Annotated in this window: 12 protein-coding genes; 3 read left to right on the forward strand and 9 right to left on the reverse strand. The window is 65.2% G+C overall.

Annotated features, from left to right (window positions below):
• Nucleotides 1-148: 148 nt before the first annotated feature.
• The 4 genes from ccoS to ccoG all read right to left on the reverse strand — a co-directional run bounded on the left by ccoS (nucleotide 149) and on the right by ccoG (nucleotide 4,981).
• Nucleotides 149-364 carry a cbb3-type cytochrome oxidase assembly protein CcoS gene (gene ccoS, locus RRU_RS17185; protein WP_011391070.1) on the reverse strand — a complete coding sequence of 72 codons (216 nt, stop codon included), beginning with the start codon at nucleotides 362-364 and terminating at the stop codon, nucleotides 149-151.
• 29 nt (nucleotides 365-393) lie between these two features.
• Nucleotides 394-2,823, reverse strand: a complete 2,430-nt coding sequence (locus tag RRU_RS17190) for a heavy metal translocating P-type ATPase (RefSeq protein WP_011391071.1) — start codon at nucleotides 2,821-2,823, stop codon at nucleotides 394-396.
• A gap of 10 nt (nucleotides 2,824-2,833) precedes the next feature.
• Nucleotides 2,834-3,337 (reverse strand): FixH family protein, encoded by a 504-nt coding sequence (locus tag RRU_RS17195; RefSeq protein WP_237703792.1) that lies wholly within the window; start codon nucleotides 3,335-3,337, stop codon nucleotides 2,834-2,836.
• A gap of 156 nt (nucleotides 3,338-3,493) precedes the next feature.
• Entirely contained in the window at nucleotides 3,494-4,981 is a 1,488-nt protein-coding gene (ccoG, locus tag RRU_RS17200) for a cytochrome c oxidase accessory protein CcoG (RefSeq protein WP_014626568.1), read from the reverse strand.
• A 531-nt stretch (nucleotides 4,982-5,512) separates the two neighbouring features.
• Between ccoG and RRU_RS17205 the strand changes: the two genes are divergently transcribed.
• Entirely contained in the window at nucleotides 5,513-6,703 is a 1,191-nt protein-coding gene (locus RRU_RS17205) for a hypothetical protein (RefSeq protein ID WP_011391074.1), read from the forward strand.
• Nucleotides 6,704-6,814: 111 nt separating this feature from the next.
• Here RRU_RS17205 and RRU_RS17210 read toward each other — a convergent pair whose 3' ends face one another.
• Nucleotides 6,815-7,636, reverse strand: coding sequence for an OmpA family protein (locus RRU_RS17210; protein WP_011391075.1), 822 nt, complete (start codon nucleotides 7,634-7,636; stop codon nucleotides 6,815-6,817).
• Nucleotides 7,637-7,798: 162 nt separating this feature from the next.
• Here RRU_RS17210 and rlmN point away from each other — a divergent pair, with 162 nt between their 5' ends.
• On the forward strand, nucleotides 7,799-9,085 hold the full coding sequence (gene rlmN / locus RRU_RS17215) for a 23S rRNA (adenine(2503)-C(2))-methyltransferase RlmN (RefSeq protein WP_011391076.1): 1,287 nt from the start codon (nucleotides 7,799-7,801) through the stop codon (nucleotides 9,083-9,085).
• Between the two features lie 99 nt (nucleotides 9,086-9,184).
• Here rlmN and ccoP read toward each other — a convergent pair whose 3' ends face one another.
• The 4 genes from ccoP to ccoN form a co-directional block, all read right to left on the reverse strand.
• Nucleotides 9,185-10,060 carry a cytochrome-c oxidase, cbb3-type subunit III gene (gene ccoP, locus RRU_RS17220; protein WP_011391077.1) on the reverse strand — a complete coding sequence of 292 codons (876 nt, stop codon included), beginning with the start codon at nucleotides 10,058-10,060 and terminating at the stop codon, nucleotides 9,185-9,187.
• Nucleotides 10,044-10,229, reverse strand: coding sequence for a cbb3-type cytochrome c oxidase subunit 3 (locus RRU_RS17225; protein ID WP_148265484.1), 186 nt, complete (start codon nucleotides 10,227-10,229; stop codon nucleotides 10,044-10,046). The genes ccoP and RRU_RS17225 overlap by 17 nt, the downstream gene beginning before the upstream one ends.
• 66 nt (nucleotides 10,230-10,295) lie before the next feature.
• Nucleotides 10,296-11,039 carry a cytochrome-c oxidase, cbb3-type subunit II gene (gene ccoO / locus RRU_RS17230; RefSeq protein ID WP_011391078.1) on the reverse strand — a complete coding sequence of 248 codons (744 nt, stop codon included), beginning with the start codon at nucleotides 11,037-11,039 and terminating at the stop codon, nucleotides 10,296-10,298.
• 14 nt (nucleotides 11,040-11,053) lie between these two features.
• Nucleotides 11,054-12,544 (reverse strand): cytochrome-c oxidase, cbb3-type subunit I, encoded by a 1,491-nt coding sequence (gene ccoN, locus RRU_RS17235; protein ID WP_011391079.1) that lies wholly within the window; start codon nucleotides 12,542-12,544, stop codon nucleotides 11,054-11,056.
• A 442-nt stretch (nucleotides 12,545-12,986) separates the two neighbouring features.
• Here ccoN and RRU_RS17240 point away from each other — a divergent pair, with 442 nt between their 5' ends.
• The gene (locus RRU_RS17240; RefSeq protein ID WP_014626572.1) at nucleotides 12,987-14,189 is read left to right on the forward strand and encodes a class I SAM-dependent rRNA methyltransferase; all 1,203 of its coding nucleotides are present in this window, start codon (nucleotides 12,987-12,989) and stop codon (nucleotides 14,187-14,189) included.
• The last annotated feature ends 73 nt before the right edge of the window (nucleotides 14,190-14,262 follow it).

Genomic DNA, 14,262 nt, shown 5'->3' on the forward strand with positions numbered 1-14,262 from the left:
TCCGATCCCTGTCTGATCGGGCTTCGGCCCTTAGGAAAGATAAGGACGGCCCGCTCTTTGGTTTTGTCTGCTTTCTTGATTGGACCGCATCTGATTTTGATCCAGGTCAAACCTCAATTTTAAGGTCTGGCGATCCTGGATACCAGTGCTATTTGCCGTTTTTTTTGGCAGTCTTCACCGGCTCCTCCGCCTCCCCGGCGCCTTTGGCCGGATCGGGGAGCGGGTCGTCGTCGTCAAACAAGATGCGATGGGCGGCGCCGTCAAGGTCTTCGAACTGTCCGCTGCGCAAGGCCCAGACAAAAGCGGCAAGTCCGGTCGCGCCAAGGAACAGGGCGATCGGAATCAGATAGAGCAAGGCTTCCATCGACGCCTCCCTTGTCCATAGTCAATTGATTAACGGCGACGCGACAGGCGCAGGGCGTTGAGGATAACGACCACCGAGGAACTGCTCATCGCCACCGCGGCGATCAGCGGCGTTACCAGACCACAGATCGCCAAAGGCACCGTCACGATATTATAGGCGAAGGACAAGACGAAATTCTGGCGGACCAGCCGGTCGGCGCGGCGGGCGACGCCCAGCGCCTCGATCACCGGGGTCAGACGCTCGCCCTGGAAAACCACATCGGCGGCGGTCTGCGTCACATCCACCGCCGAGGCCGGCGACAGCGAGACATGGGCGGCCGCCAGGGCCGGGGCGTCGTTCAGGCCGTCGCCGACCATCAGCACGGTCTTGCCCGCCGCCGCCAGTTCGGCCAACCGCGCCACCTTGTCGGCGGGGGAGCAACCCGCCCGCCAGTCGTTCAGCCCGATCCGCGCGGCGAGGGCGGCGGCCACCGCCGGCCGGTCCCCCGACAGCAATTCCACGCCGATGCCCTGGGCGCGCAACGCCGCCACCACCTCGGCCGCGTCTGGGCGCGGCCGGTCGATAAAGCCAAAGCGCACCGGCGCATGGCCCGGACGGGTGAACCACAGCTCCGGCCCGCCGCCATCCTCGGCCGGGGTGTCCTCAAGGCCGCAGAAGACGGCGCGTCCCAGTCGCGCCTCGCCCTCGGCCAAAGGCAGGCTCATGCCCTGCCCCGGCCATTCGCGGGCCAGGGCGGCGGGCTTGGCCTCGGGCGCGGCCAAAGCCAGGGCGCGGGCCAGGGGATGGTGGCTGGCAGCGGCCAGTTGGGCGGCGGCGGCGAGATCCTCGGCGCTCCAGGCATCGGCGCGCGCCGGATCGGCCGGCCGCAGATCGGGGCGCCCCAGGGTCAGGGTTCCGGTCTTGTCGAAAACCACGTGGTCGACGCCGGTCAGACGTTCCAGGGCGGTGGGCGATTTCACCAGAATGCCCTGGCGCAACAGCCGGCCGGTCGCCACCACCTGAACCACCGGCACCGCCAGGGCCAGGGCGCAGGGACAGGTCACGATCAACACGGCCGCCGCCACCATCAGGGCTTGCTGCCAGGGCGCGCCCATCAGCGTGAGCCAGCCGAGGAAACTGGCCAAAGCCAGGGCGTGGACGACGGGAACATAGGCGCGCGCCACCCGGTCGGCGATCGCCACATAGCGCGCCCGCCCCTGTTCGGCGACCTCCATCATGCGCACGATCTCGGCCAGCAGCGTTCCCTCGCCAACCGCGCCGGCGCTCAGGCGCAGCGGTCCGGTCAGATTGAGGGTGCCGGCGAAGACCGCGCTGCCCGGATGCACCGGCTCGGGCAGGGTCTCGCCGGTCAGCAGGCTGGTATCGACATCGGAGCAGCCCTGGCTGACCGTGCCATCAACGCCGATGCGCTCGCCCGTGGCCACCAGCACGGTCGCCCCCGGGGTCACCTGCCGGGGCGGGCGATGCTCCAATGTTCCGTCGTCGCGCAGCACGGTGACGGCGGTGGCGCCCAGGGCCAGCAGGTGCTCGGCCGTCGAGCGGGCGCGGCCACGCGCCCGGTGATCAAGAAAGCGGCCGATCAACAGGAAGAACAGCAGCGTTACCGCCGCGTCGAAATAGGCGTGGGCGCCGCCATTGGCGGTTTCCCACAGGCTGACGCCGGTGGCCAGGGTGACGGCCAGGGTAATGGGCATATCCATGCTCGCCCGGCCGGCGCGCAGCGCGGCGAAGGCGGAATGGGCGAAGGGGCGCACGGCGTAGATCACGGCGGGAACGGCGATCAGTGCCGAAATCCAGTGCATGAGGTCGCGGGTTCGCGGCCCCATATCGACCCCGGCCCAGACCGAAACCGACAGCAGCATGACATTGGCGCTGGCGAAACCGGCCACCGCCATCGCCTGAACCAGGGCTTTCTCGGTGCGCCGGGTTTCCTGATCAAGCAGCGCCGGATCATAGGGCACCAGCCGATAGCCGACGCGCGCCACCGGGGCGAGCAGGGTATTGGCGCCAAGATCGGCGGCGGTTTCCCCTTTGGCCGGACGAAAGCGCAAGGTGAGACGCCGGGTGGTCATATTGAGCCGGGCCTGGGATACGCCGGGCTGGCGCCCCAACAGGGTTTCGATCAGCCAGACGCAAGCGGCGCAGTGGATGCCCTCGACCATCAAATGGAGAACCGCCTCCTCGCCGCCATCCGCCGTCGGCTGACGCAGGATATGGGCGGAAAAATCGATGGGTCCCAGATCCTCGGGACGGGGCGGCGGCGTATCGGGATCAAGACAGCGCCGTTGGTAATACTGGTCAAGCCCGCTGTCGCGGATCAGCCCATAGGCGCCCCGGCAGCCGACGCAGCAAAACTCCGCTCCCGCCGGACCGTTGGCCGGAACGGGCAAGCCGCAGTGCCTGCACGCCGTCCCCCCGTCCGCCGAGTCCGCCGGCCGTGTCTCGGAGAGTCCGTCCATCACCGGTCCCTTACGGGGTAAGAACGAAACGATCGCGCATGCGGAACACCGCCTGACCGCGCGTCGCCACCACCCGCACCTCCCATTGCCCGGCGAAGGGCAGGACCAGCGGCGCATGCCAGCGCCCGTCCGTCCCCGCCGTCAGGGTCAGCGCCTGATCGAACCCGGCCTGGGTCGGTCGGCGGATCTGGGCGGTCACGGCCAGATCGCGCAGCAGCGGCTGGTTTTCGGCCGAGGTCAAGCTGACGACGAGATCGGCGGGCCAAGAGCCCTCCACCCCGCCGGCCCTGGGCTCCAGGGCCGCCTTGGCCGTCCACCCCAGGGTCTCCTGGGCGCGGGCGGCGGCGATTTCGCGGTTATAGGCCACGCCCTCTTCGAAGGCGGTGGTCGTCACCAGACCGTTGAAGGTGCTGGTGGCGAAATACAGCAAGGTCAGATTGACCGCCAGAACGACGCCGAAGGCGCCGACGAAGATGTAAGGGTACCACCACCCCCGCGGACGGGCTTTAGCCATGGACATAGCGCCTCACAGGTTCTTCTTGTTGAAGGGCCCTTGCTTGGGGCCCCCTTGGGCATCGGGCCGGCCGGCCCTCGCCCAAACATTCCGGGCGATCCCGGACGACCTTGGGCCGCTTCCAGATCGCAGGGAAAGCGGCCCGAGACTAGCCGATCACCGGGGACCGGCGAACAGCGATTTATAGGTCTGGGTTTGCCCGGTGGCGGAATTGATCAGCACGAAGCTGATATCATTGGTCGGAGCGGGAAGCGAAGCCCGGGGAGCCGAGACATAGAGGCGGAAGGTGCCGACCTTGTCACCGGCGACCGGCAGATTGGCTTCGGTCACCGGACCCTTGGTCACCCCGACGATCTCGATCGTCGCCCCGGCGATGCCGGTGGTCGTCAACGAGAAGGCGTTGTCGATGCGCTCCATATTGAGGACCTTGAAGGTATAGCCGTTGCGCACCGATCCGTCGGACATGGTGACGAACAGCGGGCTGCGCTCGTGAAGAACGCTGATGTCAAGCCGCGAGCGGGTCGCCAGACTGGCCGCCATCGCCCCGATGACCACCAGCAGCAAAGCCGAATAGACCAGGGTGCGCGGACGGATCAGACGGATGCGCCGCGAACTGCCCTCGGCCCGGGCGTTCTGATTGGTGATCGAATCATAGGCGATCAGATTGGGCGGCAGACCGAAGCGGGTCATCACCGAATTACAGGCGTCAACGCACAATCCACAGCCGATGCAGCCCAATTGCGTGCCTTCGCGGATATCGACGCCGGTCGGGCAGACCTGAACGCAGAGGCCGCAGTCAACGCAATCGCCGCGCTGGGAAAAATCGGCGTCGCGGCTGTATTTGCCCCGCGGCTCGCCCCGCCACTTCTCATAGGTGACGATCATCGAGTCCTCATCGACCATCGCCGACTGGAAGCGGGCATAGGGGCACATGTACATGCAGACCTGCTCGCGGGCGTAACCGGCCATGATCAGGCAGCCGCCGCCAACCACCGCCAGCGTGCCATAGGCGGCGGCCCCGGCATTGAAGGTGACGATATCGACGATGGCCGGCCAGGGCGCGGGATAGAAATACAGGATGAAGCCGATGCCCACGGCCAGCGAGATCAGAACCCAAATGACGGTTTTCAGGGTCTTGCGCATCAGGGTATCGACGGTCATCGGCGAACTGTCGCGCTTGATGCGGCTGTTGCGATCGCCTTCGAGCAGCCGTTCGACGGCGACGAACAGATCGGTGAAAACCGTCTGGAAGCAGGCGAAGCCACACCATACCCGCCCGAGCAGAGCGGTGGCGAAGAACAGGCCGACGGCGGCGATGATCAGCAGGCCCGTCAGGTAATAAACCTCTTGGGGCCAGATCTCGATAAAGAAGAAATAGGCCCGGCGCCCGGGCATGTCGATGAAGATGGCCTGATCGGACACGCTTGGTCCACGATCCCAGCGCAGCCAGGGGCCGACCCAGAAGATGGTCAGCAGCAGGCCCATCATCCACCATTTGATCGAGCGATAGGTGCCGCTGATCCGGCGCGGATGGACCTTTTGATAACTCTCGTAAAGGGAATTTCCACCGGGGATCGGCTTGATGGCCTGGGCGGTGCGGCTTTGACCCGCTTGGGAACCCGGTCCTTCGTTTGCTACAGCCATAGTGACGCCAGCCTTTCTTGGAATCGTTCGCATTTTGCCGGCAAGGCGATAAAAAACCGGCGCTTCCCGTAGGATAACCCCGAAGGGCCCCTTAAGCGAAGCGTCGATTGGGTCGCTATGCCGCAGGTCCTGTTTCCGAGTCGACCGCGGGCCGAACTGCCGGAAATCCGGGGTCGGCAACCGCCACCGGTGACGGACGTTTTATAATGCCTCTTAAGTTCCGAGGCGGGACCTGACAATGATAATTGTCAGGGTCGGATATAGACTCCCGGAGCGGCCGGACACAAGGGCGGACCGGACTGTTCTCGACCATAGTCGAGCCCCCTGGGCAAGCGGGGGTGGCCCTGTTGCCGTCTTGTGTTTCAAGACGTCCCAGCCATACTTCGCAAAAAAGCGATCGCCGCCATGCGCAGTGGGAATACCAGAAATGACCAAATCCTATCAGCGGCCGGTCCTTCGCCCGCCCCGCCCCGATAACGCCGCCGCAAGGACCCGACGTCCCGATCGAACCGTTCTGTCCGGCTTTTCTCGATGAGCCCGGCCGACAGCGGCCCGCGGCGGCCGCCGCGCCCAACGCCACCCACCGAACGGCCCCCGGCGGGACGCGAGGCCGGCCCACGGGGGGCGGGCGCCGCTCGCCCCGCCTCTGGATCGACCCCGCCACCGGGCGCGGGCGATGGGCCAAGCCGGGGCGATCCGGCCGGGACGGCCCCGCCGCCGCGCGGCTTCGCCTTTGACGAGCCCGCCGACGATCAGACGCAGGAAGGGGCCGATCCCCAGGCCGAGGAACGGCAGGGTCCGACCCCGCCCCGCCCCGAAAGCGGCGCCTCGCCGATTGCGCCGGGTGAAGGCATCCCCACGCGCCCACGCAATCCCCTGCCACTTTCCGATCCGACCTTTCGCCCCGTGCGCCGACGGACGCGGCCACAGCCGGTGGTTAAGGAAGGGGCGAGCCGCGAGTTGAAGGGGTGCCTGATCTTCGTGGCGATCGCCGTGCTTCTGGGCGGCGGCGGCTGGCTGGTCCGCGATTTCGTCGATTTCTCCAGCCTGACGCCCGAGCCGCCCAAGCCGGCCGCCGTCCGCGACGCCCCGCCGGTCACCAAGGTGACGGCGATGAAGGAAAAGACCGTGGTCGATCACCCGACCGAGGGCAAGATGACCCTGGCGCGCAAGCTGGTCGCTCCGCCGATCTCGGCCCCGGCGGGAGAAGGCCAAGCGCCGCCGCCGACCGGCGGAACGGCGATGGGCATCGAAGGCATGACCCCGGGAGCCCCCGCAGGAGACCCGATGACGGGCGGCATCGGCCCCGGGTCCACCGTGTCGGCATCAGCCGATGCCGGCCCGCCCGCCGGCGCCGGAGGCGCGGCCGTGCTTGGTCAGATGGCCGATCAGGCGGTTTGCTATAACGGCAGCCGGGCCCGCCGCGTCGACAGTCTTTATGATCTGCCCGGCGGCTTCGCCATCGTCTATGGACCGGCGGGAGAAGATTCCGAACCGCTGCGCCCAAGGCTGGAGTTCATGCCCGGGGTGCTGGGCCGCGATGCCGGCGGACCCGATACGCTGTATTACGCCAGCTTCGCCGACGCCCCGGTCAGCGGCTTCGAAAGCGGGATGGCGCGGCCGGTCGCCAATACGGATGCGGCCGTCGGCCGGGTCATCCTGTCGTGGGTCGCCGCCGTCGCCAACGGCCCCTGTCCGCCGGCAATCCAGCCGGCCCCATAGGGCGGTGAAGCCCAGGGGGCTCGGAATTTGCTCGAATTGAAAACGGCGCGCCTCCTTTGGGGGAGACGCGCCGCTGATTCATAAACCACCGGTGAAGGAAAACGCGGAGCCTTAGCCGCCGAAGACCACTTCGACACGACGGTTCTGCTGCTCGACCACACCATCGGCGGTGGGGACGGCCAAACGCTCTTCGCCGTAAGCCTCGAGGGTCAGAACCTCGGAAGCGATACCGCGCTGGGCCAGACCGCGGGCGACGGCTTCGGCGCGACGCTGCGACAACAAGATGTTATAGTCGGCCGGGCCCGAGGTGTCGGCATAGCCAACGACCATCACGGACGCGGGCGAGCCGGACAAGAAGGCCTGCGACACGCGATCAAGGGTGGCCTCGGATTCGGGCGACAGGCGGGCGCTATCAAGGGCGAAGAACACCTTGAAGCCTTCGGAAACCACGGCCGGGGCCGGAGCGCCGCCAAGGGCGTTCATGGCGATCTCGAAGTTCTGCTTGCACTCGCGGATATGCTCGGGCTGGCGATCCTCTTCGGCTTCCTCGGCCCAGCAATCAAAGCTGGTCTGCGCCTTGGCGGCGACGGTCGGATTGGACGACGGGGCGCCGGCGCCCAGGGCGGTCACCAGGGCCGAACGGGCGGCGGTCAGCTCGCCGGTGTAAGAGCCCAGCTCACGCTCGGCCATCGCCGTGGGGGCAGGGGTCTGGCCGGCGGCGGCCAGCTTCGCCTTGTTGGTGTAATAGGCGGTATCGTCCCAATCGCCATAGTTCGCTTCGTGAGCGGCCAGAGCGACGTAATCTTTCTGGAGCGCGGCGTCGAAGGCGGTGCCCGCATTGCTCTGCGTAGCCACTTCCTCGTAGTTCCATACGTCGGCGCAGGCAGTAAGTAGCCCGGCGGCGGCAACGCTGATCAGCACCTTATGCATCATGATTCAAAACTCCTCCATCACCACTGTTGGCGGTTTAAATTCTGGGAAACTGCGGCAATCCCGACGAATGTCTTGGTAATTAAGTCCGCACTTCCAACTCCTCCAGGTCCCGGAGCAAAGAAAGCGCTGTTTTTTGCCTGATCGATCGATTCATTGCAAAAAATGCCCTTACACCGGGTGGAAGCATTGGGAGAACCCCAGGACAGGACCGGAAAAACCTTTTCCGGCAGAACGAACGGACCTATATCAAGTCCCTTAACGGATACAGAGCGACGCATGTCTATACCGCAAAACCCCGCGCCGGTGAACCTTGTCGGCCTCTCAAGAGAAGAGATTGCCGCCCTTCTACGCGATATGGGCGAAAAACCCTTCAGAGCAAAGCAGCTCTGGCACTGGGTCTACCACCGCGGCGAAACCGACTTTTCGGCCATGACCACCCTTGGAACGCCCTTGCGGGCGAAGCTGGCGGAAACCTGCGTGGTCGCCCGCCCGCACGTTGTTCGAGAACAGCGCTCCGAGGATGGAACGCGTAAGTGGCTACTTCGGTTCCCTGACGGAAACGAGGCCGAAACCGTTTATATTCCTGAAGACGATCGGGGCGCTCTCTGTGTGTCCTCGCAGGTCGGCTGCACGCTGACCTGCCGGTTCTGTCATACGGGCACCCAGTTGCTGGTCCGCAACCTGACCGCCCACGAGATCGTCGGCCAGTTCATGGCCGCGCGCGACGCCTATGGCGAATGGCCGTCGCCGACCGACGAGTCGCGCCAACTGTCCAACATCGTGCTGATGGGCATGGGCGAACCGCTCTACAACTACGACAACGTCGCCAAGGCGATCGGCATCCTGCTTGATAACGAGGGGATCGCCGTCTCGCGGCGGCGGATCACGCTTTCGACCTCGGGGGTGGTGCCGATGATCCGGCGCTGCGGCGCCGAGCTGGGCGTCAATCTGGCGGTCAGCCTGCATGCGGCGCGCGACGAGATCCGCGACGAGATCATGCCGATCAACCGCAAATATCCGCTGGCCGAGTTGATGGCGGCCTGCCGCGAGTATCCGGGCGCCAGCAACGCCCGGCGCATCACCTTTGAATACGTCATGCTCAAGGGCGTGAACGATTCCGAAGCCGACGCCCGCGCCCTGATCAAGCTGGTCGAGGGGGTTCCCTGCAAGTTCAACCTGATCCCCTTCAATCCCTGGCCGGGCTCGGGCTTCGAATGCCCGCCGATCCGCCATATCGAGCGCTTCGCCAACATCTTGTTCGAGGCCGGCTACACGGCGCCGATCCGCATGCCGCGCGGCCGCGACATCCTGGCCGCCTGCGGTCAGCTGCGCAGCGACTCCTTGCGCGAACGCGCCAGCCTGCATAAGGCCCGGCTGGCGGCCGGAGTGGCCGACGATCACGCCCCGGCCGCCGCTCCCTTGGCGGATACTCCGGGCGCCGTGGCCTAACCCTCCGCCCCCGCCCCGCCTCCACGAAAAACCGCCCGGCTCCTTCGCAAGGAACCGGGCGGTTTTTTTATCGGGATCGCCAAGAGCGGGAAGACCGCCTTACTGGCCACCGCCCAGGCTGTGGACGTAGACGGTCGCCGATTTGATATCGCTATCCTTCAGGCGATTGGCCCAGCCCGGCATCATGCCCTGTTTGGGGGCGCGCAACTGGGCGAGGATCGACTCCTTGTCGCCCTTGTAAAGCCAGATCTGGTTGTTGAGCGCCGGAGCGCCCATCGCCTGATTGCCATCGGGCACCGGCCCGCTGCTTTCCGAGGCGTGGCAGACGGCGCAGTTCTCTTCAAACAGCTGCTGACCATGGCCGGCGGGAAGCGACCCGGCCGACGCCGCGACCACATAGTCGGCCAAGGCGTTCAGGTCTTCTTCGGGCAGTTCGGCGAAGGACGGCATTTCGTTGAAGCGGGTGTCGTCGAAGGTGTTGGTGTCGCGGATGCCGTGGCGAACGGTGGTGTAGATGGCATCGGCGGTGCCGCCCCACAGCCATTCGTCGTCGGCCAGCGTCGGATAACCGTAGTTGCCCGCTCCGCCGGACTGATGGCAGGGGGCGCAGTTTTCCTTGAAGATCACCTCGCCGGCCCGCGTCGCGTATTGACGCAAGGGATCATCGGCGATGATGGCATCGACATCCATGCTTTCGATCCGCGCGACCTTATCGGCATGAAAGGCCTGATAGGCCTGATTCATGTCCTTTTGCAGCTCCGTGCGGCTGTGCCAGCCGAACAGACCCGGGGTCGCGCTGGCGCCCAGCGGGATGGCCGGATAGACCACCACATAGGCCAACGCCCAAACGATCGTCGCATAGAACACCCACACCCACCACGCCGGCAGGGGAGTATTGAGCTCGGTGATTCCATCCCACTCGTGGCCAGTGGTGGACTGGCCGGAAATGGCGTCCTTTTCAGGAATGCCCGCCATTGTTTCGCTCCTCGTCTTGGTCGTCCCGCAAGGGGATTGCGCCATATTTCTCAAAGCGATCCTTATTCCGCGGCCGGAAGGCCCAGAAAATGATCCCCGCGAAGATCAGCATCAGCCATAGACCCCACAGATGCCGCAGAGCATCGGCTAGGTGTTCAAGCATAGCCATGACGGCTCCCTTCTCCTGATACTTCGCGCGACCCTTCAAACGATCGCTGGTGCGGTCTTGCCACGATCAGCGGATCGCGTTGGCTTTGGCCGGATCGAACTGGGTGAAGTCCACCATGGTGCCAAGAACCTGAAGATAGGCGATCAGGGCGTCCATTTCGGTGATCGTCCCCGGCTGACCGTCGAAATCACCGACCACCGCCTTGGGATAGCGGGCGAGAAGGGCGGTGTGATCGGCGTCGGGATTGGCCTGGGCTTCGAAATCGGCCACGGCGTTGTCATAGGCGCCGTCGATCTTCGAATAGGGCACGCCCACCAGCTCGAGGGTTTTCATATGCGCCGCCGCGTCGGGGAAGGCGAGTGCGTCGCGCAGCAGATGCGGATAGCCCGGCATGATCGATTCGGGAACCACGTCGCGGGGATTGATCAGATGGCGGCGATGCCAGTCGTTGGAATACTTGCCGCCCACCCGGGCCAGATCGGGCCCGGTGCGCTTGGACGCCCACTGGAAGGGATGGTCGTACATGCTTTCGGCCGCGAGCGAGTAATGGCCGTAGCGCTCCATCTCGTCGCGGAACGGCCGCACCATCTGGCTATGGCAGTTGTAGCAGCCTTCGCGGACGTAGATGTTGCGTCCGGCCAGTTCGAGCGGGGTGTAGGGACGCACGCCCTCCACCTTCTCGATGGTGCTTTCGATCGTGAACAGCGGCACGATCTCGACGATGCCGCCGATGATCACCGTGAGGAAAATCCCCACGGTGAGGAACAGGGCGTTGGTTTCGATCTTGGCGTGATGCTTGAGCAGACTCATTGTCCCGCCCCCCCTTACCGTCGGACACCGGCGGCGGACCCGAGATAGGCCGCCTGGGGCGCGTCCTCGCGGATGTCACCCTTGATGGTGCGATACATGTTGTAGACCATCACCACCGAGCCGATGACGAACAGCACCCCGCCGGTCGCCCGGATGATGTAATAGGGATGCATGGCGGCCACGGATTCGATGAACGAGTACTGCAAGAACCCCAACTCGTCGTAAGCGCGCCACATCAGGCCCTGCATGATGCCCGAGACCCACATCGAGGTGATGTAGAGCACAATGCCCAGGGTAGCGATCCAGAAGTGCAGGCTGACGAGTTTCAGGGAATACAGCGAGCGGCGCTTCCACAGGGCCGGAACCAGGTAATAGAGCGCGCCGAAGGACACGAAGGCCACCCAGCCCAGGGCCCCGGAATGCACGTGGCCGATGGTCCAATCGGTGTAGTGGGACAGCGAGTTGACGGCCTTGATCGACATCATCGGCCCTTCGAAGGTCGACATGCCATAGAAGCCGACGGAGACCACCAGGAAGCGCAAGACCGGATCGGTGCGCAGCTTGTCCCAGGCCCCCGACAGCGTCATCAGGCCGTTGATCATCCCTCCCCAGGAGGGCATCCACAACATCACCGAGAACACCATGCCCACCGTCTGCGCCCAATCGGGCAGGGCGGTGTAATGCAGGTGATGGGGACCGGCCCAGATATAAAGGAAGATCAGCGCCCAGAAGTGCACGATCGACAACCGGTAGGAATAGACCGGGCGCTGCGCCTGCTTGGGCACGAAATAATACATGATGCCGAGGAAACCGGCGGTCAGGAAGAAGCCGACGGCGTTATGCCCATACCACCATTGGGTCATGGCGTCCTGGACGCCCGAATAGAAGCCGTAGCTTTTGACCCACGAGTCGCCGCCCATCAGGGCGACGGGAATGGCCATGTTGTTGCCCAGGTGCAGCAGGGCGATGGTGATGATCATCGCCAGGAAGAACCAGTTGGCGACATAGATATGGGGCTCGCGGCGCTTGAGAAGGGTGCCGAGGAAAGCCGCCAGATAAAGCACCCAGACCACGGTCAGGAACAGGTCGACGAACCATTCGGGCTCGGCATATTCCTTGCCCTGGGTGACGCCCAGCACATAGCCGAGAGCGGCCATGACGATGAACAGCTGGTAGCCCCAGAAGATGATATTGCCAAGCGCGGCGCCGCCATACAGGCTGGCGCGCGAGGTTCGCTGGACAACATAGAGCGACGTGCCAAGCAGGACGTTGCCACCGAAGGCGAAAACCACCGCGGAGGTGTGAAGGGGACGCAAGCGACCGAAACTGGTCCATTCCAGGTCCATGTTCAGCGACGGGAACGCCAGCTGCCAGGCGATGACGTCGCCGGCGATAAATCCAACCACGCCCCACAGAACCGCTGCGATGACGAACTTCTTGATCACGCCCTCGACGTAGGGCTCGGTATCCGCCCGCGCGCCGCGCGCTATGGTCGCCTGCGTCAATGCCGCCTCCTGTATCGACCTCTAGAGGGACAGGACGCACCATGCCCCTGCCCATTTGCTCGATCGCGACCGACGGTTCCGTTTGGCCAAAAGGCCCGCCGTCGGTCTATGATGGTCCGCTGTATGAAGCGATCGCGGTAAGTCTGTCTCTGGACCCGTCCGACCCCGGCCGCCGCGCGGTCCCCCCTTGCTCCCGATCCTGGTGACGCCCGGCGGCCAGAAGCGGTGCGACGGGCCCCCTTCAACGAACGGCTCGCCAAGGGATCGAAAAGTGGCGAAACTATGCTCCGCACCTTCCCGTCCGCCATTGATTTAGATCAAATCCAGATCACAATTGCGACCCAAGAATTTCGCAAAACCAATCACGTCCGCGCATTTCCCGACCAGTTCCAACATGAGAAAATGCCCTATCCTGGGGCCTCCTCCCCCTTTCGGAATCGTCATGACAGAGCCAAATTCGCCGTCTCTCCCCGAAATCCGCCTTCTCGCCGGCCACTCGAAGCGGCTCCGCCAGGGCCATCCCTGGGTTTTCTCCAACGAGATCGCCATGACCCCGGAGGCCAAGGCCATGACTCCGGGAGCGCTTGTCACCTTGCGCGATGCCGGGGATGAGCCGCTGGCCATCGCCACGTTTAATCCGCATTCGCTGATCGCCGCGCGGGTTCTTGATCGCGATCTTGGCGCCAGCATCACCAAGGAATGGGTCTTCGTCCGGCTTCAGCGGGCCTTGCGCCTGCGCGACACGCTGTTTGACCAACCCTATTACCGGCTCGTCCATGGCGAGGCCGACGGCCTGCCCGGGCTGGTCGTCGACCGTTTGGGCGATGTCATCGCCGTCCAGGCCAACAGCGCCGGGATGGATCTGCTGACGCCACTGATTCTCGACGCCATCGAAAACCTGCTGGCGCCGCGCGCCATCGTGCTGATCAACGACGCGCCGGTGCGCCTACTCGAAGGGCTGACCCAGGAAACCGCCCTGGCCCGGGGCCAGATCGACGGCCCGGTGCCGGTGATCGAAAACGGCTTTTCCTATCTGGCCGACCTGCAGGAAGGCCAGAAGACCGGCTGGTTCTTCGATCAGCGGCCCAATCGCGCCTTCGTCGCCGACCTCGCCCGCGGCCGCTCGGTGCTTGATGTCTATAGCTATGCCGGGGGCTTCGGGCTGCTGGCGCTGGCGCGCGGCGCCACCTCGGCCACCCTGGTCGACCGCTCCGACCAGGGCCTGCTGCTGGCCCAACAGGCCGCCGCCACCGCCGGACTCGGCGGGGCGCTGACCACCCACAAGGCCGAGGGTTTCGCCTACCTCGAGCAAGCAGAGCATGAGGGCAAGCGTTTTGGCGTCGTCGTCTGCGATCCGCCGGCCTTCGCCAAGACCCGCAAGGATCAGGCCTCGGGCGCCAAGGGCTATCGCAAGGTCGCCCGCCTCGCCGCCGCCCTGGTCGAACCCGGCGGCTTTCTGTTCGTCGCCTCGTGCAGCCATCACATGCCGATCGACCGCTTCCAGGACGAAACCGCCCATGGCATCGCCCAGGCCGGGCGGACGGGGCGGATCTTGCGCTCGGGCGGCGCCGGTCCCGACCATCCGGTCCATCCCGATCTGGCCGAATCGGCCTATCTCAAGACCCTGACCTGGGCGATCGACTAAGCCTGAGCGTCTGATCGGCCTCGCCGATCCTTCCGCCGGCTCCCTCTTTCAAAGGGGGGCCGGCGGGAGCGCG

It is taken from the genome of Rhodospirillum rubrum ATCC 11170 (assembly GCF_000013085.1).
GTDB lineage: Bacteria > Pseudomonadota > Alphaproteobacteria > Rhodospirillales > Rhodospirillaceae > Rhodospirillum > Rhodospirillum rubrum.

Bases quoted from the DNA above. Each gene is read 5' to 3' on its own strand.
- ccoP (WP_011391077.1), bottom strand. From the start codon at position 10,060: ATGGCGGGCATTCCTGAAAAGGACGCCATTTCCGGCCAGTCCACCACT.
- rlmN (WP_011391076.1), top strand. From the start codon at position 7,799: ATGCCCTTACACCGGGTGGAAGCATTGGGAGAACCCCAGGACAGGACC.
- ccoS (WP_011391070.1), bottom strand. From the start codon at position 364: ATGGAAGCCTTGCTCTATCTGATTCCGATCGCCCTGTTCCTTGGCGCG.
- RRU_RS17210 (WP_011391075.1), bottom strand. From the start codon at position 7,636: ATGATGCATAAGGTGCTGATCAGCGTTGCCGCCGCCGGGCTACTTACT.
- RRU_RS17205 (WP_011391074.1), top strand. From the start codon at position 5,513: ATGAGCCCGGCCGACAGCGGCCCGCGGCGGCCGCCGCGCCCAACGCCA.
- ccoG (WP_014626568.1), bottom strand. From the start codon at position 4,981: ATGGCTGTAGCAAACGAAGGACCGGGTTCCCAAGCGGGTCAAAGCCGC.
- ccoO (WP_011391078.1), bottom strand. From the start codon at position 11,039: ATGAGTCTGCTCAAGCATCACGCCAAGATCGAAACCAACGCCCTGTTC.
- RRU_RS17195 (WP_237703792.1), bottom strand. From the start codon at position 3,337: ATGGCTAAAGCCCGTCCGCGGGGGTGGTGGTACCCTTACATCTTCGTC.
- RRU_RS17225 (WP_148265484.1), bottom strand. From the start codon at position 10,229: ATGGCTATGCTTGAACACCTAGCCGATGCTCTGCGGCATCTGTGGGGT.
- RRU_RS17240 (WP_014626572.1), top strand. From the start codon at position 12,987: ATGACAGAGCCAAATTCGCCGTCTCTCCCCGAAATCCGCCTTCTCGCC.
- RRU_RS17190 (WP_011391071.1), bottom strand. From the start codon at position 2,823: ATGGACGGACTCTCCGAGACACGGCCGGCGGACTCGGCGGACGGGGGG.